Origin of the sequence: Vallitalea okinawensis, assembly GCF_002964605.1 — a bacterium.
Taxonomy (GTDB): Bacteria; Bacillota; Clostridia; order Lachnospirales; family PQDH01; genus Vallitalea_A; species Vallitalea_A okinawensis.
The window spans coordinates 1-18,854 of the sequence record NZ_PQDH01000001.1 but is presented as its reverse complement, the minus strand read 5'-3'; the positions used below and the strand labels follow the sequence as shown (position 1 = coordinate 18,854).

The 18,854-nt window shown below is 29.8% G+C and carries 19 protein-coding genes; 9 read left to right on the top strand and 10 right to left on the bottom strand.

From position 1 onward, the window contains the following. The first annotated feature begins 1,131 nt into the window (after positions 1–1,131). Positions 1,132–2,595 (top strand): LTA synthase family protein, encoded by a 1,464-nt coding sequence (locus tag C1Y58_RS00370; protein WP_170311472.1) that lies wholly within the window; start codon positions 1,132–1,134, stop codon positions 2,593–2,595. 165 nt (positions 2,596–2,760) lie between these two features. On the opposite strand, the gene C1Y58_RS00365 is transcribed toward C1Y58_RS00370, so the two are convergent. The 4 genes from C1Y58_RS00365 to C1Y58_RS00350 form a co-directional block, all read right to left on the bottom strand. Beyond that, positions 2,761–3,273: a flavin reductase family protein gene (locus C1Y58_RS00365; protein WP_157949871.1), complete on the bottom strand. Its 513-nt coding sequence runs from the start codon at positions 3,271–3,273 to the stop codon at positions 2,761–2,763. A gap of 811 nt (positions 3,274–4,084) precedes the next feature. Beyond that, a complete protein-coding gene (locus C1Y58_RS26305; RefSeq protein ID WP_157949870.1) occupies positions 4,085–4,249 on the bottom strand; it encodes a hypothetical protein in 165 nt (54 codons plus the stop codon). A gap of 361 nt (positions 4,250–4,610) precedes the next feature. Next, complete coding sequence (locus C1Y58_RS00355) at positions 4,611–4,925, bottom strand: hypothetical protein (RefSeq protein ID WP_105614008.1); 315 nt, start codon at positions 4,923–4,925, stop codon at positions 4,611–4,613. Between the two features lie 153 nt (positions 4,926–5,078). Then, positions 5,079–5,306: a hypothetical protein gene (locus C1Y58_RS00350; RefSeq protein WP_105614007.1), complete on the bottom strand. Its 228-nt coding sequence runs from the start codon at positions 5,304–5,306 to the stop codon at positions 5,079–5,081. Positions 5,307–5,779: 473 nt separating this feature from the next. Here C1Y58_RS00350 and C1Y58_RS00345 point away from each other — a divergent pair, with 473 nt between their 5' ends. Next, positions 5,780–6,469: a stalk domain-containing protein gene (locus tag C1Y58_RS00345; protein WP_105614006.1), complete on the top strand. Its 690-nt coding sequence runs from the start codon at positions 5,780–5,782 to the stop codon at positions 6,467–6,469. 179 nt (positions 6,470–6,648) lie between these two features. Here C1Y58_RS00345 and C1Y58_RS00340 read toward each other — a convergent pair whose 3' ends face one another. Then, complete coding sequence (locus tag C1Y58_RS00340) at positions 6,649–7,641, bottom strand: YVTN family beta-propeller repeat protein (RefSeq protein ID WP_170311471.1); 993 nt, start codon at positions 7,639–7,641, stop codon at positions 6,649–6,651. Positions 7,642–8,048: 407 nt separating this feature from the next. Between C1Y58_RS00340 and C1Y58_RS00335 the strand changes: the two genes are divergently transcribed. Beyond that, positions 8,049–8,681, top strand: coding sequence for a flavodoxin family protein (locus tag C1Y58_RS00335; RefSeq protein WP_105614004.1), 633 nt, complete (start codon positions 8,049–8,051; stop codon positions 8,679–8,681). A gap of 621 nt (positions 8,682–9,302) precedes the next feature. On the opposite strand, the gene C1Y58_RS00325 is transcribed toward C1Y58_RS00335, so the two are convergent. Continuing rightward, a complete protein-coding gene (locus C1Y58_RS00325; RefSeq protein WP_105614002.1) occupies positions 9,303–9,992 on the bottom strand; it encodes an HAD family hydrolase in 690 nt (229 codons plus the stop codon). 381 nt (positions 9,993–10,373) lie between these two features. Between C1Y58_RS00325 and C1Y58_RS00320 the strand changes: the two genes are divergently transcribed. The 3 genes from C1Y58_RS00320 (at position 10,374) to C1Y58_RS00310 (ending at position 11,864) form a co-directional block, all read left to right on the top strand. Then, positions 10,374–10,763: a MerR family transcriptional regulator gene (locus C1Y58_RS00320; protein WP_105614001.1), complete on the top strand. Its 390-nt coding sequence runs from the start codon at positions 10,374–10,376 to the stop codon at positions 10,761–10,763. Between the two features lie 76 nt (positions 10,764–10,839). After that, complete coding sequence (locus tag C1Y58_RS00315) at positions 10,840–11,319, top strand: NUDIX domain-containing protein (RefSeq protein WP_105614000.1); 480 nt, start codon at positions 10,840–10,842, stop codon at positions 11,317–11,319. Between the two features lie 41 nt (positions 11,320–11,360). After that, entirely contained in the window at positions 11,361–11,864 is a 504-nt protein-coding gene (locus tag C1Y58_RS00310; protein WP_242985299.1) for an NUDIX hydrolase, read from the top strand. A gap of 300 nt (positions 11,865–12,164) precedes the next feature. Here the strand turns inward: C1Y58_RS00310 and C1Y58_RS00305 are convergent, their stop codons facing one another. Continuing rightward, on the bottom strand, positions 12,165–12,632 hold the full coding sequence (locus tag C1Y58_RS00305; RefSeq protein WP_105613999.1) for a hypothetical protein: 468 nt from the start codon (positions 12,630–12,632) through the stop codon (positions 12,165–12,167). A 255-nt stretch (positions 12,633–12,887) separates the two neighbouring features. On the opposite strand from C1Y58_RS00305, the gene C1Y58_RS00300 reads away from it, so the two are divergent. Next, on the top strand, positions 12,888–13,451 hold the full coding sequence (locus C1Y58_RS00300) for a GNAT family N-acetyltransferase (protein ID WP_105613998.1): 564 nt from the start codon (positions 12,888–12,890) through the stop codon (positions 13,449–13,451). A gap of 92 nt (positions 13,452–13,543) precedes the next feature. On the opposite strand, the gene C1Y58_RS00295 is transcribed toward C1Y58_RS00300, so the two are convergent. The 3 genes from C1Y58_RS00295 to C1Y58_RS00285 all read right to left on the bottom strand — a co-directional run bounded on the left by C1Y58_RS00295 (position 13,544) and on the right by C1Y58_RS00285 (position 16,503). After that, entirely contained in the window at positions 13,544–13,879 is a 336-nt protein-coding gene (locus C1Y58_RS00295; RefSeq protein ID WP_105613997.1) for a hypothetical protein, read from the bottom strand. A 323-nt stretch (positions 13,880–14,202) separates the two neighbouring features. Beyond that, positions 14,203–15,591: an MATE family efflux transporter gene (locus C1Y58_RS00290; protein ID WP_105613996.1), complete on the bottom strand. Its 1,389-nt coding sequence runs from the start codon at positions 15,589–15,591 to the stop codon at positions 14,203–14,205. Between the two features lie 87 nt (positions 15,592–15,678). Then, on the bottom strand, positions 15,679–16,503 hold the full coding sequence (locus C1Y58_RS00285) for a MerR family transcriptional regulator (protein ID WP_105613995.1): 825 nt from the start codon (positions 16,501–16,503) through the stop codon (positions 15,679–15,681). Positions 16,504–16,783: 280 nt separating this feature from the next. Between C1Y58_RS00285 and C1Y58_RS00280 the strand changes: the two genes are divergently transcribed. Both C1Y58_RS00280 and C1Y58_RS00275 read left to right on the top strand, forming a co-directional pair. After that, positions 16,784–17,611, top strand: coding sequence for a TrmH family RNA methyltransferase (locus C1Y58_RS00280; RefSeq protein WP_105613994.1), 828 nt, complete (start codon positions 16,784–16,786; stop codon positions 17,609–17,611). Between the two features lie 153 nt (positions 17,612–17,764). Then, a complete protein-coding gene (locus C1Y58_RS00275) occupies positions 17,765–18,631 on the top strand; it encodes a tyrosine-type recombinase/integrase (protein ID WP_105613993.1) in 867 nt (288 codons plus the stop codon). The last annotated feature ends 223 nt before the right edge of the window (positions 18,632–18,854 follow it).

Sequence of the window (18,854 nt, the reverse complement as noted above, 5' to 3'; positions counted from 1 at the left end):
AGATTTAGTACGTCACTGTATCAATAATACTGTAAACAACTGGATAGAATAAGTAATAAATACGATAGATATGGAGTGAAGATTTAAAAATGGATAAAGCTTTTACCTTTAATATTAGTAGTATTAGTTTTTAACTTACTAATAGGATGTGAGGGTAATACAACTACTACAGATAAAGACGTTAGAGAAATTGTATGGGAACAACTTTCAGAAGGAGAGCGGAATGAAATAATCGGTGATTGGAAGGATGGTACGATAGAAAAAATTACAGCTGATAAAGATTCAAATCAATTTTCACTTGATGAGGAAAACCTTGATGGTAAAGAGGTATATCTGGTTACATTTGAATCAGAAAACGAGCCTACAATCGGGAATATACAAAAATTAGTTGATATTGAAAGTAATCAAATTGTAGGAACTGCTTATAGAGATTAAAGAATTAGATTATATGCAATGGCTTATTAGTAACCCCTTGAGAATCGATTGACGAACATTCTCAAGGGGTTAAAAGCAATACATAATATGTATCAACTTTATTTAAAGATAATACATATTTCGAATGTAGCAAAAGAGTAGTTTACCTTATACAAATGATTGATAGTTATCTTGCTTAAAAACACCTAGATTATAATGCCGTGGGTAAAATTAAGTACATTTGAGTAAAATAAAACTACAGAATATCGATAGAGCTGGTAAATCATTTTATTTACTTGAGAAAAAATAACTGAAACGAGGCTTTAAATGACAAGAGGTGTAGGTAAAAAACAATTTAAGTTTACAATATATATATCACTAATAACTATATTTTTAGTTTCTTTGGTTGTTACTTGTACTGTATTTATATTACAGCCCAATACTATAGTAGAATGTTTAGAGTGTATAAAGAAAAATCCTATCATAATTCTTTACAACTTTTTGCCTATTTTCTTGGGTGCATTAATTATTTTTTTTCTATTCGGAAACATAAGCATTTCCATTCTGAGTACATCATGGATTATTACAATTTTATCAACAATTAATAGGTATAAAATTCTTATAAGACAAGAACCTTTTTTACCTGCAGACATAAATCTATATAAAGAAAGTATTAAGTCTATTAAAATCTTTGAGTTTAGTAGGGATTTTGAATATATGATAGTAATTATTGGCATAGTACTATCCAGTTTTTTGGTATTACGGATTAGGACATATAAATTTAAATTATATATTCGTATTAGTGGTGTCATTATTACTGTGTTATGTGTTATTATGCTTAATCAAACAGTTTATAGCGATAAACAATTATATTCCAGTCTATATATTAAGGGAACGGATTGCTTTCAAGTGGATCATTATAATTCAAAAGGTTTTATCTATTGTTTTTGGTATTTTATTAACTCAAATAAGATAGAAAAACCCGAAGGGTATAGTTTGGATAAGGCTGAAACGTTATTAAAGGATTACAATGACATTGAAAACAAAGCTAATACAAGCGAGATTAATGTTATCTTAATTATGGGAGAAGCCTTTTCCGATATATGTAACAATAAGAATCTTAGTTTTGAAGGATATACTTATCCACTTATGAATTTTGAGAAACTAAAACAAGATAGCTTAAGCGGTTATATTATTACACCTAATTTTGGAGGAGGAACAGCTAATACTGAATTTGATGTTTTGACAGGCTTATGTACAAAATATATCAATGAAAATGCGTCTTCTTTTTGGTATATAAGAAAACCAATAGATTCTCTTGTAAACACTTTTAAAAAAAATGGTTATAAGACAATAGCAATACATCCAGGATATTCATGGTTTTATAATAGACAGAATGTGTATAAACACTTAGGTTTTGATGAATTTATTCATAGTGCATATTTTAATCAAGATGCTGTAAAAGGTAATTATATTTCTGAAAAAGTCACAATAGATAAAGTGCTTGATACATTTAGAGAGCATCAAGTAAATTCGCATAGCCCCATATTTATACATTGTGTAACCTTACAAAATCACTATGCTTATAAGAACAAGTACAATGGAATAACTCAAAATTTTAGTACAGACAAGCTACTTACTGAAGAGGAAATAAATATGATATCCAATTATTTTGAAGGGTTAAAAGACGCTGATTTAGAATTAAGACGTCTTACAGATAATCTAGAGATTAGCAATGAGCCTGTTGTAATAATGTACTTTGGAGATCACTTACCTTCTTTTGGTGGAGGAGTTGAGTTGTATCAAAAATTAGGCTACCCTATGAAAACTTATGGTACAATTGAGGAAAGACTTAATATGAATAAGGTTCCATTTTTAATATGGCAAAATAAAGCCTGTAAAGAGATTTTTAATTTACAAGCAAATGCAGACAATATTGATTTATTTAATGGTGCGGTAATAAATGCTAATTACTTAGGTGGCTTACTCTTAGAGCTTATGGAATTTGAAAATTTATCACCTGTATTTGAGTATTCTAATAAATTATGCAATGAATTACCAATAATGACTCCTAATAATCATTTTAAAACATCATTAGGCTATACAGACAGCCTATCTAAAGAGCTAGAAGAGAAGTTGGTAGAATATAAAACTATGCAATATTATTTATTAACTGAGTGAACATATTTATTAATGTCAAAGAAAAAAGAAACTTCATCAATAATTTAAAAGATACTCTAAACATATAATCTAAGGTATCTTTTTTATAAAAATATATAATTAAAAGATCAAGATTAATTGCATGGCTTCGCTAATATATAATTTAGTTTGCATCCTCCATTTTACTCAATCAAAACGTGTAGTATAAATTTTTTTAGGGAAATCGCCCATAGCATACTCCATATCTTGTTCCATTATAAGAGTTTTATCAGCATAGGCTTCAATAACTTCACCAATAAGAAGTACTTTATCTCCCGTTACTAATTCTTGCTTAACGGTACATTCCATATGAGCTACACATTCTTTTATTATGGGAACTTTTAATTTACGTGCAGGTTGTGGAGTTAATCCAGTTTTTTTAAATTTATCCACTTGATAACCTGAGTGAAATCCACAATAATATATCTTTGATTTTAATTCTTTTTGAGGTACGTTTATTATAAATTCTTTTGTATTTTTTATTAGGTTATAAGAATAAAACTCTCTTCCGATAGCACAAGCTATGAGTGGTGGTTCTTTTGATAGAGGCATGCAGAAACTTATAGCTACGATATTTGATTTCTCTTTTATATCACCACATGTTATTAAAAAATGTCTCATTGGCCACATAAACTCAAGATATTCTACATCTATCTTCATATTAATGCCTCCCATGTCTATATTAAATTGAGCTTTAATTGATTTTAACTATAACATCGACTCAGAAGTTTTAACGACCTTATAAATTCCCAAGATAAGTATACAATAAGGAATGCATCCTAGAATGTAAAGAATAGCATTTACATAGCCTAATAAATCTAAAAAATCAGGATATAAATTAATAATCCAAGATAGGCTGAATGAATAAAACGTACTTAGTATATGTAAGATAATCTTAGTAATAAAAAATAAATTTAGGTATTTATAAATAATTGATTTTTGTTCTATTTGTAATAATAATATAATACCTAATACATATAGAAAAATGTTGAGAATACTTACTATAGCAAATCCCAATGTAATGCCCCCTTCTCATTAAATTAAGCTTTTGGAATGATTTTATCTAAGTCTGGTAAGTAGTTGTTGAATCGGCCAAAAGATTCTTCACTGTGAGTAAATTATATCACATTATAGATTAATTTGGAATTTATAGAATATAAAAAAGAACCTTACTTGTTTAATAAGGTTGATGAATTATTTATATAACTTTACAATAATAGGGAAGAGTTCATTCCTCTGTTGATGGCTAAATATTTACAAATAATATAAATTATCGAATTCTATTTGTCTTCTGATTTAAGATTTTTGACTTTAGAAATGAAGTAACCACTAATCAATAATGAAAAGATAAGTATAAAAAGGGGGGGGGGGATATTGATAAATAGATATATTCATTAAATCATAATTTACTTATTACTTAAACTGTAAATTAGAAATGAATAAAGGTTGTCATTTTGAGACAACCGTTAAGTTATTCCTTTGATGTGACATCTAATTTAAGTCTAAATAATGGTGGTAGAGTACTGAGTCTTTGTGCCTGAGCTTCAACAAGAATATCTGGATCTGCAGGGTTTTCAGTAATTTCAATAATTACATCGTCACCAAATGTAGCTGTAGCAGTTACTATAGTGTCCATCCAATTCACCGCCTTTTATCTTTTACTATATTATATTCATAATCAATATAAATGGTACAAGCATTAACAGTGAAAAGTCATGTTGATGAAAAAGAGGTCCAAAGATTTAAATACCATAAATATAACCTAGAGTAGATGATAATCATGTGTTTACTTTCTATTCATGAATGCAGCAAGTAGACCGCCACCTAATATAAGTACTAAAACAATAAGACCAATTAAAGTAATACCCATAGTAACACCTCCTCCTAATGATTATAACAAAAAAAGAAGTATTACATAAAAAAATTAAGCATAAAAATTGTGATTAATCAATAAAAACTCCTAAAGAAGGAGTCTTTTCAGAAGTGAAAATAAACTATTACTTTTTAAATAACTTCAATAAGGAATATATGAAAATCAAAAGTAAAGCTGAATACAGAAATTCGTTAAAGTACTCCAAAAAAGCTGTTCTACTCCAATCATCTCCGCCTATGATCCAATAAGCTAAAACGTTATTAATTGATATTCCCTCAGTGGTACCTGGTTGAACCGCATTGACTCCAAGTCCTATTGCGAAAACTGTGTAAATAAGAATTAAAGGTAATAATACTTCAGAAAAACGGAAATCTTTATTTGACCGCTTATACATGATAACTGCGAAGATTATCCAAGAAAGAAAAATGATAATGATCATATGTACGCTCCTTTAGCATGGTTACTTGCGTAAATATTATAGGTCTAGAAGTAGAGTAATGCAATGGAAAAAAATGTTGATATTTAGTTATTATAGCTCTATTTAGTTTATAAGACATGGATTATATTAAGATTGGTAAGTAGTCAATGGAGACTACTTAAACATAAAGCTTGATAAAAGTTCTGTATTGTTCAGAACTATAACACCTATAACTAATATTATAGTATTCATAAAATAAGCAAGCAACTTTATTGCTATATTATCAAGGAAATGACCAAATTTAGGATTTATTTTTTTAGATATACCAGTTAATAATAGTATGTAATTTAAAATTGAGATTGCAATAAGAATCCATCCTTGAATAATAAAAATCTCATCCATAAGATTCACCTACTTTCTTGTATTTAACATTATTATACATCAAGATACAAAAAATAACAATATTATCTATAAGGAGTGAAGACCACAGGCATAGTAATTGATTGTTAATAAATGATAAATCATTATCTATAGAATGTAGATGGAAAAATAATGAAGGATAATATATACTTTGAAGTATAAATGGGGACATAAAAAGCAAAGAATAAATAAAAATTTAAACGGCTTAATCTACCTCAAAACGAAAAAAATTCACTGAACATATATAAAACTCCTCAACTATTATCATTATGACAAGCAAGATCAAAGGAAAGAACTAAGAATCAAAAAGATAAAAGCTAGGAGAATATTATATAACTTATTATGTAATGCATAAAGCGACAAGTTTTGAAAAGTTAAAATAGTATGGTATAATATACCTGTCTTAATCGTAGAATATGTTTATTTATCAAATCTTAGATGGAGGTTTAGTGTAAATGAAAAATAAAAGAATAAGTATTATTTTTATAGTAGTAATTACTTTTTTGATTATGTTTGGAGTAGCTAATGGAAAAGGGCAACTACAAGCATTTAGTTCGGATATTAAATTATTTTTAAATGGAAAAAAGATTGATGAAGAAGTGATTACTATAAACGGCACTTCTTATTTACCTGTAAGAGTTATTGGAGAAGCGCTAGAATTAAAAGTTGAATGGGATGGAGATACAAGAACCATAAATTTATTTGAAGATGACGGCAATGTGGATGGATCGGCTGAAGAACAACCTGAGTCTGATAGTGAATTAACTTATGATGAAAAGATTCAAGAAAGAAATCACATACTAAAAATACTGAGTAAATACCCATTAGATAAGATGTGGCATGAAAATGACTATGTAGTCGAATACAAAGAAAGTGATGGGACGGTTATACATTTATTTGTTAAGAATAAAACAAGTACATCAGATTATGAAGCTATATTAAAGTCGAGTAATATATCCGATGATCTTTATATTTACGATGTTAATGGAAATGTGGTTTACATAAGGAAGGATATAGAGTACTATGTTAGAAATAATGAAGTTTTTGCTTATGAAGATATGGGGAATTACACGATAGTGAATAATGATTATGATGAAATTGATATTCTAAATGAAGCTATTGAGATATATAATAGGGTTAAATAAAAAAATAAGGCTTAATAGGTAAAAAAATAAAAGTCATCTCATTAGTGAGGTGGCTCTTTTATAGTTTAAACTTGTACAGGATAGGTGGAAGGACATATAAAACTATGTTGGTTTATACCAAAGAGAAGGGAGAGGGCAATCTTATTATCCCTCTAGCCCATAAGTTTAACTAATTTCTATTACATGCCATTTTCATAGGTTAGAGTAACTAATTCAATATTTGATACTGTTACTTTAAGAATTCTAGGTTTGGTTATTGTAACTTGAGTTATTACTATTCCTCTAGGGAAGTTACCAACATCAATGGGTGATCCCACGACAGTATTATTTGAAAGATCAATTATGGATACATTACCATCACCTGAATTAACAACATAAGCAAAACTATCTGTTGGGGTTATTGCTATTCCACTTGGATTATTTCCCACACTTATATCTTGACCTGTAAGTAGATTAGTAGCTACATCAAGTGGGGATACATCATTATCATCAAAATTCGTAACATATAGATCTATACCATCAAAAGTTATTGCTAAACCACTAGGATTAGCTCCAACAGTAGTAGGTGGACCAGTGAGTAAATTACTAGCTGTATCCATTTTTGAATCAGTGTTATCAGAAGAATTTGTTACAAATGCATTAATACCATCTGGAGTTATTGCTATTGCACTGGGATTGTTTCCGCCAGTGGGGTTTGTATTAATTACTTGATTAGTTGATGTATCAATTTTTGTGGTTGTACCATCTGTTGAATTTGTGACAAATGCAAAAAGTCCATCTGGAGTTATTGCTATATCAATCGGATTATTTCCTACAGTTATTGGGGAACCCACTCCAGTATTAGTTGTAAGATTTATTACAGATATGTTATTATCGCCTGAATTAACGACATAAGCAAAGTTACCATTTGGAGTTATTGCTATTCCGTTAGGATTATTTCCTACAGGAATAGGTTGACCAATTACTTCATTTATAGATGTATCAATCACTGATACAGTATTATCATTAAAATTAGTAACATATACAAATCTACCATTTGGAGTTGCTGCAATTCCTATTGGTGAGTCTCCTACAGGAATAGGTTGACCTACAACAGTATTATTTGAGGTATTAATTACTGATACAGTATTATCATTAAAATTCGTTATATATGCTAAAGTGAAAACAGTCATTATAACTCTCCTCTTCATAAGATGACTTAATAACTTCAAATAGCCTTATTTTCTTTATATTATATTATATTATATTCATCAATATTTACTGTGGAACTAGGGTCACTAGAAAAAGTATGTTTTGTGAAAGAAGGTAAGATGATCAAATTATGCGAAAAGGATATTGAAAAGAAATACTGTATTCGATTAGAGGATGGTGACTTTAATATGTCTGATAGCTACTTTAGCTAGCAAGTCTCATATAAACCTTTTAGTATTAAATTTATTTAAAAGTGACAACTTACTTGACAAACACCGGAAAGAAGAAGACAATTTAGATACTGATGATTAAACTATATTTTAAAGTATGTCTTTGAATTATAATATAATTTTGATACGACATAAATGGAAAGGAAAAGTGATATTAGATGAAAGTCTTAGGTATTGTAGGTAGTAAAAGAAAAAAAGGTAATACTTCAACGTTAGTTCAAGAAACTTTAAAAGCTGTAAGAGAAACAGAAACAGAAGTAGATACAGAACTAATATTTCTTGGAGATTATGATATAAATAGTTGTCATGGTTGTGAGGGCTGTAAAGATACTTTTAAATGTATAATCAAAGATGATATGCAGAAGTTGTACCCTCTTATCTTAGAATCCTCTGCTATTGTTTTAGGATCACCTACATATTTTTATAATATATCATCAGATATAAAAGCTTTTTTAGAGAGATGTTATAACTTTGAGGTGTTTGATGACGATGATCGTTCAGTCTGGATGAGTGTTAACGAAGCTATGGGTGGAAAATATGCTGTTGCAATAGCTGTTTGCGAGCAGGATGATGAAAAAGACATGGGGTTTACTGCTGAAGCAATGACTAAACCTCTAGAAGCTTTAGGATATAGGGTTGTAGATACTGTTAAGATTTTAGAGTTATTTAAAATGAATGAGGCTTCAAAGAATGATAAAGCATTAGAACAAGCTAAAAAAGCTGGCGAGAAATTAGCAAAAACTTTAAAACTAAGAAAACAAATTGAATTAAAGCTTAAAACTTTACAGTAAAATAAATTATTATTGATGGCTGACATGTCATAGTGAATAAAGGGGTTGCGGAAATGATTTTCTAGCAATCCCATTGTTTTGCCTTTAAATGCTTCTTAAGCTAAATCAGAATTTAATCTTAAAAGATTATGTTGAGTAGAGAAAAAGTGAATAGCTCTTATCTATGTAAGTTCTTTTTTAGGAAGTTAACTGTCAAAAGTGCTATTATCAATAAAACAGTAAATATTAAAGTACGGGCAAAGTAGTCATAATATAATTCGTAGGACCAGCCATAATCTTGACTGATGATTATTGGCGTCAGAAGACCATACCTCCCTATACCTTCTGTAGAACGGGGCTGATAATAGTTTACACCTAATGATATAGAAGCACATGTGTTAAATAATATAAGTGATACTAATAATTTAGAAAAAATATTAGTAAAGCTGAGGTCTTTTGAGATGTTTATAATTGATTTTACGACATAGATGATCCCAATTATTAAAATAATCATTGTAAACGTATTTGCAAATAACATTTTATCACTCCTTTAAATTGCATTGATAAATTCAAGTAATTATGTAACATATACGTTGTCAAGACAATATAAAATTATTACCGCTGATAAAGACTACAGATTATTTAAACATTAACTTCTTCATTAGATAGTCTTCTAAGATTGGTTATACCGGTATGTCTAGAATTATCAAAATTATGACCGTTGTCTACGTATACTAATTTAAGGGGTGGTGATACAGATCTAAGTTTTTCTAAAGTATTTAATGAATCATCAAATATACTTATAGGATATGAAATGCCGTTGCTTAAAATAGTTGATTCATACATATCATATTTATTATGACAATGGCGCATATTTTGATCATCCGAAGTTATAACCTTATCAAAGCTAAAATTATATAACGCGTATATTTTGTCTAATACTGCTTTTGCGATAGGCCGTATATTTGCAGTACACAGTATAGTCTTTCTAAATCCACTCATAGCTATATTCAATATATATTCATTTATTTTAGTTTCAATAAATTTTTCAATAGCCATATTTGTCATTTGCTCATATATTTCTGATGGAGTAAGAGACTTAATATAGTTCACTGAAATGTGCTCCACGGTTTTGTCATATGACAATCCACAGATTTCTTTCTGATACATAACGGCATCATACCCTACACCATATGATTTGAAGAATTTTGTATTTATCTCATTCCATAAAGGTATGGATTCTATAATGACCCCGTCCATATCAAATATTCCAATGTATTGATTTTTGTTTTTTAAATTGAATTTTTCAAAAATTATATTTGTTTCATGCAAGTGACCACCCTCCTGGATGTTTTATTAAGTCTGCACCATATATTTGATGCGATATATCCTTCTTCTAATCTAATCATTGCTATAGCTCTTTAAAAACAAAACTTATGAATAGTCTAATAAAAGTATACATACTAAAAGTCACCACTTAATGTATGTACTGCTGAAAATGAGACCTTTATCCATTAATTGAGTAGATTATAACACAGAATAGACTAAATAGGAATTTTATACGTATAAATTAATCATGTACTTTTTCATCGCATAAACATGTTTTGTCAAAGTAAGGTATAATAAGTTGTGAATATTTGACAATAATTAGCTCCCATTATATAATTGAAAAGTTAACTTAGTATAAAGATAAACGAAGAGAGGGGACTAAAAATGAGTAAAAAGCATAATATCACTATTTTGATTTCAGCTATCATTCTAAGTTTATCTATGATTACTTGCTCATATATGCTTACTAAGAGTAATGCTGTAAATATATTAAAATCCAGTGATGAAATAGAAACCAATCATAACAATGTGGATGACGTACTGAATTTAGATGAAGTAGCAGAATATTTAAAAATGGATAAAGAAGTAGTTCTCAAAATAATACTCATAGAACAGAGTAAATTAAGTGAAACAGGTAGTTTTAGTGGTGAGATGTTCCCATATTTTAAAGTGGATGATAATTACTTTATCTATAAGGAGAATTTAAGAAGATGGTTAGAAGATGTAACCCTAGAACGGAGAGTATATGAAACAGATACAAATACCGTATTTTAATTAAGTTAAAGTGAAGGGATTAAAACATATATCGGTATTGTGATTAATAAAGGTATCTAATAAGGGGGCAAATCAAATGGAATTGGCTACAAATGATTGGGGATACAGTTTATTAGAGTGTATTAAGATGAGAGATGGGGAGCTAGAAAATAATCATATTCATCTGCCAATAACATGTACGTTAATCTTTATCAAATGCAAGGATAAGTATCTCGTTGGTTTGCATAAATCTAGAGATCAATGGGAATTTCCAGGTGGTAGTATTGAAGAGGGAGAGACGCCTAAAGATTGTGCCATCCGTGAGCTTTATGAAGAAACTGATCAAATAATTAATGATGCCCATTTAGTTGGTCTTGCTAAATTATATGATAGAAATAGAGATGTAACGGAATATCTAGCAATCTATCATCAAGCATTAGTTGAACTTACTCACTTTGATGAAAATGAAGAAATGAAAGAGATTAGATTATGGGATCCAAGAGAAGACATTGGAAATTTCGATAATATCGAGAAACGTATTATGGACTTTTATTTAGAAAATTGTCCTATCTCATAGAGTCTTACATATATGAAAATAGTATTCTTGGAGGGAATTTTATGACAGAAGAGAAGTTTATGATTCCAGGTGTTGGCGGTATAATTGAAAGAAAAATAGATGGTGAAGATACGATATTGGTTCAAAAAAGAATGAAAGATCCTAGAGAATGCAGTGGAGTCTTTGAAATCCCAGCAGGTAAAATTAGAGAATATGAAAATATTTTTGATTGTCTAAGACGTGAAATAAAAGAGGAAACTGGTCTAGATTTGATTGAGATCTATGGAGAAAACGAGGCAGAAATAATTGAACAAGGGAATTATAAAGTAGTTAATTATGAGCCTTTTTCATGTTCACAGAACACTATAGGTGAATATCCTATTATGGTACATACATTTATCTGCAGGGCTAGCGGCGATTTACTGGAAAGATCAAATGAAAGTGAAGAGATTCAATGGGTTACCTTAAAAGAACTTAGAAGAAGATTGGATAATAATAAAGAGTCATTCTATCCAATGCATATAGTTACCTTAGAGAAATATTTAAGTTGGAAATCAACATCATAATAGTATTTCAGATTGTTGGTAAAAGGCTTGTTTCACGTCAGAGAAGAAAGCCTTTTATAAGTTTATAGTAACCCCTTGTTTTATTTACTATTCTTCTCAATAAACTCATTGATAACAAGTGACATTTGAATACCATACCCTGATATTAAATGACCTCGTTTCATAGATGCAAGTTTCAGTTTTTGTTTCTTGAATAAAATTCGAAGTAATATTAAAGCCAATCATAGGATCATCTTTTGCTTGAATAACAAGGACTGGCATAGTAAGTTATTTAATATGTAAAGGCTCAAACCTGAAGATTTACTTTATTAGACTCATAAAATAGGTTGCTATAAACATAAAAAGCATAATAAACGTCACTACTATTATAGATCTAGCAACACGTCTTCTTCGAGTAATATATGTATCTATCGGATAGTCATTTTCATCAGTGTTATCTATGTCTTTCTCTGAATTATTTATCTTTGTTGCATTCTGGTAATCCTCCAATATTTTTTGTGCCTTCTCAAGATCATAGGAAGAAACAAATATATTAAATCTATCAAAAGTAAAACCCTGACGAATCTGAAGGTAATCCCCAGCCTCTTCACTCTTATGAAAACCTATGACATCTAAAGTTTTTAAAAGTTGTACTATTTGGTCAGCCTCATAAATGCTAGATACATTTGTTAGGCATACAGTAGAGGCTTCTTCTAATTCATTCTTACACTTTATGCATACCTTCTCATTAGTTTCATATATCTGTTTACACTTTGGACAATACGTCATGTTTTCAGCACCTCTCTTAATTATTTGAAGCTAATAAATTGAACGAATACTACCTATAGACTAATTAAGTAAATTATATCATATAAATGGTTGATATGGAATTTTTGGTATAAAAAGAACCACACAATAATTTGGAATCTAATGAGAAATTATAGAGGTAGTTGACTCCAAATAGCTAATTCTTATAATAAATGCAACTAAATTCATGATGTGATATAATTTACTCAATAGAGCTATTTTTTAGGAGGTATAATTTTGATAGAGGGTATTAAAGTAGTGATTAGGCAATTAGAATTAGGGGATGAAGAGTTATTACATAAGTGGAGAAATAGTTCAAAAGGAAATGAATACTGTGGTTTTAACCATGGATTTTTAATAAGTAAAGAAGCATATCGATTATCGATACAAAATGAGATTGAAAGTAGCAATGTTTTCCCAGAAGAAAAGACCTTTATCATATGTAAAAAAGATAATTTAGAACCCATAGGGGATGTTTCATATAGAAGTTGGGATAAGCGAAATAGGAGCGCCGAGTTTGGGATTGAAATTGGTGATATCGTAGATAGAGGTCAGGGATATGGATTAGATACACTATATCATTTTTTTGATTATTTGTATAATTACTTAAACCTTAATAGAGTAGAACTTAAAACATTGACTAATAACATAAGTGCTTTCAAACTATATGAAAAACTAGGATTTAAAAAGATTGGATATATAAGAGAAAAAAGTTTTAATAGTATGACTGGTCAGTATACCGATGTACTATATATGGACTTATTAAGAAGAGAATGGGAAGAAATAAAACCTACTATATAGTTTGATAGTAAATAACATGTGAGTTGCATTAATTTACATTTGAACCACCATAAAAGCAAACCAGTCTAGGAATAATATCATAACTGCGAAAATTATCCTGATAATTTTCGTTTACTTATAATGTGCTTTTCTATTAAATGGACAATAAAACAGTTTTGAAAGATTGCAATTAAAAAGAATAAATCAAATCCACTTGGAAGAATGGAATCAATTATCAAAGAAGAAGGTGCATGTAAGAGATGCCAAAGCAACCCCTGGATATAATCTCTAGGGAAACTTGTACCTCCCTGTACTAAGGTTTCGTATTCATCAATGCTAGGGTTTATAAAAGGTAATATAATGCCTGAGTAAAAAACAATCCAAAATAGTAGGACTTCAATTATAAAAGTGATCATTACAAACTTGTGTTTCTTTATATTATTTAGCATGAAAATCTCCTTAATAAAGTTCAATAATAAGAAATTAAAATTTCAATATTTTCTTTTGATTTGGTAATTACTAGAATTATAACATGGGATATATCTAGTGTAAAGTTAAGTTTAATAGACGAGGCATTTAAGGAAGCAGTGGATAAGATGATATCTTCTGAAAATGAACTAGGACTGGCATAGTAAGAAATTTAAAGAGTAAAAGCTATTACCCAACAGGATAATAAACTTTACTCTTTTTTATAATAAGCTTCATAATAACTAGGGTATAGTTATTCACTAATAAATGGTCTAGAGTATATTAAACAACTTGAAATTAATAATTAATCAGTAACCATCTTATTTATAGCATATTTCTTTTTTTCATCTTCTTTTAAAGAAAAATTCTCTGCATCTTTTTGCAGTTGCTTTCTAAATAGAATAATCCCAATAATGAATGTAACTGCTTCAGCAAAAGGCACTGTTAGCCACACACCTGATAACCCTAATATCGCCGGCAAGATAACCAGCCCGATTATAATAAAGATTAATCCTCTGCTTATAGCAATAAGTATGGAGTTACGAGCATTACCAATGGCTGTAAAGTAACCACTATTAATAATATTAAAACCATTCATCAATAAGGTTATAGCAAAAAGTCTTGCTCCACTTACAGCTATCTCAATGACTTGACTACCATCATCTACAAAGAGTGATATCAGTTGTCGACCAAAAATATTCAGTACAATAAATAAAAATACTCCTACTGTTGTATTGACGATAATTGAAAGCTTTAGAGTTTTTTTAACACGATCTAAGTTCCCCTGACCATAGTTATAGCTTAATAGTGGTCCTATTCCATCTGATATACCGAACATAATAAATGATGAAAATTGTGAAATATAACTTATGGTTGTATAGGCAGCAACACCAGCTTCTCCTGCTATTCGCATAAAGATATTATTAAAAATAAAAATGGTTATAGCTGCTGCTGCCGAAGAAACAGCTTCTGAAGAGCCATTATATACCATTGGTAATATTGTTGTCCTATCAAAACTACCTACAAAAATATTCAATGTACTGTTTTTATTGAGCATTGGCCAAATAACAACTAAGAAAGCCGTTGAATAAGCTATACCCGAAGCCAAGGCAGCGCCTTTAACACCAAGATTTAAGTACTTAATCAAGATAAAGTCCAATAAAACATTGATAACTAAACTAAAAATACTTCCTATTAAATAAATGTTAGGTTTTCCCATGATTCTATCTGTGAAGCCAAATAAGAACATGGTTGAAATAAAGGGTGCAAAAAGTCCAAATATTTTAATATATATAGACACGTCATCTAGTATGACAGAACTGGCTCCAAACAAACTTGCAAGTTGTTTATTGAAAAGCAGAGCTATAACAGCAATACTAATCATAATGATAAGGTTTAGATTCGTAGCTGTTTTAAAAATATTTTGAGCTTTATTTATATTTCCTTCACCCATACTTCGGCCAATAAAGCTTAAGGCTCCCATACTAATAACCATACTTAAACCGACAATAATTTGTGTAAAAGGAATGGCCATATTGATACTTGCTAAGGCATTCTGCCCAACATAATTTCCTACAAATATACCATCTATGATACTCTGAGAACCGGATATAACCATGGCTATTACTGCTGGTATGGTAAACCGAGCAAAAAGTTTGTGTATATTTTGTGTACCTAAAGTTGTCTGATTCATTACATATCTACCTCCTTGACCCAGTAAAATTATAAAGGTCTAATAAAAACGATAGATATAATTATAAACTTTTGTGCAACACAAAGGTCAAATCTTTTTTATTGGTACTTGCAATTCAAATACTTCTTCTTCCTCCTCATCAGTAACAGAGATATCGATTTGGCATATCTGCACTAATGGACCAGTAATGATATACCCTTTAGCTTTAATATCATTAAGGATATACTTAACATATTTAGTCACTAATGAAATGTCCTTTTTCCACATTATACAGGCGTATAAACCTCCCTGGATCACTGTTATTTTGGAGGGATCATAGTCCTCTTGATTGTCAATAACAATAAATAATCGTGATTTCTCTCTGTACTGATTTAGAGCAACATCCGCATCTGTCATGATACCAATACGGTTACTTGCTACTAAAGGAGCGGTCTCTAATAATTGAATTTCCAACTGTAAGATGGTATAATCGAATTCCGAATCTGTGGAGATACGGTTATCAGATAGTAAGATATACCTCTCTTTTAATTCCTTCAACTCAATCTGCTCGAAATTCTTTATCTGTTTTAAGGAATCAAGATGATTTAACTTTTTACCAATTACAGCCTCAAGGTGTTGCATTTCCATAATCCGATTCCTTAATTCTTCTCTTTTTTGCTGTAATATAGAAAAAGAGCGTTCCAAATTTCTGTTATTAAAGTAGGCTTTTATCTCCTCAATACTCATGCCCAATTGACGTAATTCTAATATGGTATCAATCTGCTCTACCTGCATAAGATGGTAATAACGATAACCTGTTTCTTTATCCGTCTTAGCAGGCTTAAATAAATCTATCCGATCATAGTGGCGTAAGGTTTCTGTGGTTATCTGTTTTAACTTAGCAAATTCACCGATTGTATAAAACTCTTTCATACCAAATTCCTCTCTATCAACTTGTTGAAGATTTGAATTCTAATATAGCTTATCAGCTATCTTTTTTTAAGAAGAAGTAATTTATATAACAAAGTCTTCAGTTCTAAGTATTACTATGACATAAATCATTCGTTACTTCAATATAAAAACAGACTAATATCCATCTAACTCTGATTCAAGATGTGGATTCTTTTTTACTCTATATTTCCAGTTTAATCTATATGTGATATAATTTACTTAAAGTTGATGGTAAATTATAACTCAAGATAAGGGGATTTAAATGAAGCCAAAAATTATTAAAGTTTATAATAAAAACAATGAATATCAGCATATCCAGGTGCTAAAAAGAAATAGAAAAAAGCGAAGTAAATTCAATGAATTTTTTGTAGAGGGCGCAAAATCCATAACTTATGCTGTACAAAACAATTGGAAGATACTCTCTTTTATTTATTGTACTGAGACTGAATTAAGTCTTTGGGCTAAAAATATTCTGAATAATTCAACTGCAGAAAAACATATTGAGTTATCTGCACAATTAATGACTGATTTGAGTGATAAGGATGAGGATGTCTCAGAAATATTGGCAATAGTATCGATTCCTGAAAATAATTTGGAGAGAATAAAATTGTATGATAATCCACTTATCGTAATATTTGATAGACCATCAAATCATGGTAATTTAGGTACACTTATTCGATCATGTGAAGCTCTAAACGTAGATGGTCTTATAATAACAGGTCATGCCGTTGATTTATATGATGTAAAAACAATTCGAGCCAGCCTTGGTACTTTCTTTTCTATTCCAATAATAAGGCTAGATTCTCATAAAGAAGTAAGTAATTGGCTAGAAAAAATTAAAGAGGAGTATAATAATTTTCAAATAATAGGGTCTACCTCACAAACAGAAACATCCATCGAAAAAGCTGACTTTAGCAGACCAACAGCACTTTTAATTGGTAATGAAACAAAAGGACTTAGCTTTAAGTATAAAGAGATGTGTGATGCATTGGTTAAAATCCCTATGTATGGAGAAATTACCTCCTTTAATGTTTCATGTGCAGCGTCAATAATGTTATATGAAATTGATAGGCAAAGAAGAGGAGCATAATTCATAATTTTATTAATAAATACTATTTCCGAGGGAATAGTATTTTTTTGTCCATTTATTTCTTATATAAAAGTATTTTTATAAGAGTACGTTGTAAATATTGTATTATAATGGTAAAATAGTGTAAGAGAATAATTTAAAGGATTTGGTATGATGGAATGGAAAGAGACTGATCAGAATAGTCATTGTACATATGCTGACGAATGTATTAATGAAGTTAGAGAATTCATGATTAGAAAAGGGTACAGTACAAAAACCATTAAGACTTATCTCGGACATCTATTACGATTTTTTGACTATAGCTTGGGTAAAGATGATTACAAAACAGTGAATCGATACTTACTTGATCTTTTAGAAAATCAAAAACTCAGCCATACATACGTGAATCAAGCTATAAGTGCTATAAAAATACTACTCAAAATACATAATAAGGAATTAGAAGATGATTACATTCGCATTGTAAGACCTTTTAAGGAGAAGAAACTACCTAAGGTACTAAGCAAACCTGAGGTAAAGAGCATCTTCAATGTCACAGAAAACATAAAGCACAAAACCATGTTGATGTTGGGATACTCATGTGGTCTAAGGGTAAGCGAGGTTGCTAATTTAAAGATTAAAGACATTGATAGCCACCGAATGATTGTAAAAATCAATCAAGGTAAAGGAAGAAAAGATAGAATTACATCTTTATCCTCCTTAATGCTAGATCAATTAAGAGATTATTATAAAGTTTACCATCCACAGGAATGGCTGTTTGAAAATCGTGACAAGAACGGGCATGTGACTACCCGTACGATACAAAGAGTTTTCAATGATGCTGCTCTGAAAGCAAAAATAAAGAAGAATGTAACCTTTCACAGCCTCAGACATTCCTTTGCTACACACTTACTTGAGTCCGGAGTTGATATAAGATACATTCAAGAGTTTTTAGGACACAATAGTAGTAAGACAACTGAAATCTATACACATGTGTCAACGCAATCATTAACAAGCATTACGAATCCTTTGGATACGTTGTAAGAGTATTATGTCGGAAGTACATTTGCATTAGATGTATTTCCGACATAAACTTATCTACATCCATTGGTAATATTACCGACATATGTCGCAAAGATATCCATTATTGAATTATATACGACTTTTGTTGTTTTGTCGGTAATGCAATAGTTAGGCAACATGCTTTACTAAATATAAAAAACAACTTAAGTTTATAGAGGGAGATCTAATATATGAATGTATTTGA